This window comes from Treponema sp. R6D11 (assembly GCF_054786075.1).
Window position 1 is genome coordinate 1 of sequence record NZ_BDHD01000629.1, and the last position, 677, is coordinate 677.

Annotated in this window: 1 pseudogene; it reads right to left on the bottom strand. The window is 37.8% G+C overall.

The annotated features are described in order from the left end of the window. Positions 1–668, bottom strand: a pseudogene (locus tag ACYVTD_RS15150) (hypothetical protein); the annotation flags it as partial. Positions 669–677 lie beyond the last annotated feature (9 nt).

Below are 677 nucleotides of genomic sequence, written 5' to 3' on the forward strand. Positions count from 1 at the left end.
ACAGTAGCCGTGTCGATAAGTTTTCGCTTTTGAAGATCAAGGAGCAGTCTAAGATCGGCTTGTGTGGATTTTTGGTCTACAAGCCTCTGCTCTATCAGCCAAAGCTTTTCGTTTTCTACGGTAAAGCGAACCTGACGAATTTCTTTGAATTTATCTTCAAGAACTCCCGCTATCTTTTCAAGCTGTTTAAGATCAGCAGTATCAATTTTATTGATCTCGTGCCCTGTCTCGCCTACTTCGTTAAATTTTCCGGTAAAGTAACTGCCTTGAATTTTCTTTTCGCCCGTAACAACATTGCGCGTAAAGAAATAACCTGAACAGGAATTTTTACCGTAATTTCCGTATACCATCGGCTGAATAAGAATAGCTGTATCGTTATTGTTCTGCTCGTCCATTTTAAGTAATTTGGAAATTTCGCTAAGGGTTATCATTAACTGTGTTTCAGCGTCGTCAAAGAAACCTTTGGGGAAATATTTAAGGTAGTCGTCCATATATTCTTCAGCTGTTTTCTTTTTTGGTAAAGGAGCTTCATCTTCTTCCTTATGCAATTCATTGGAAGGTCCTTTAAAACCTAACAATCTTTTTATAAGTTTGTTTTTCTCGACAATGTCATCTCTTTCTTTTACTCTGCCTTCTAAGTCCCTAATCTTCTCCTCAATATTCATCATACCGTGGAT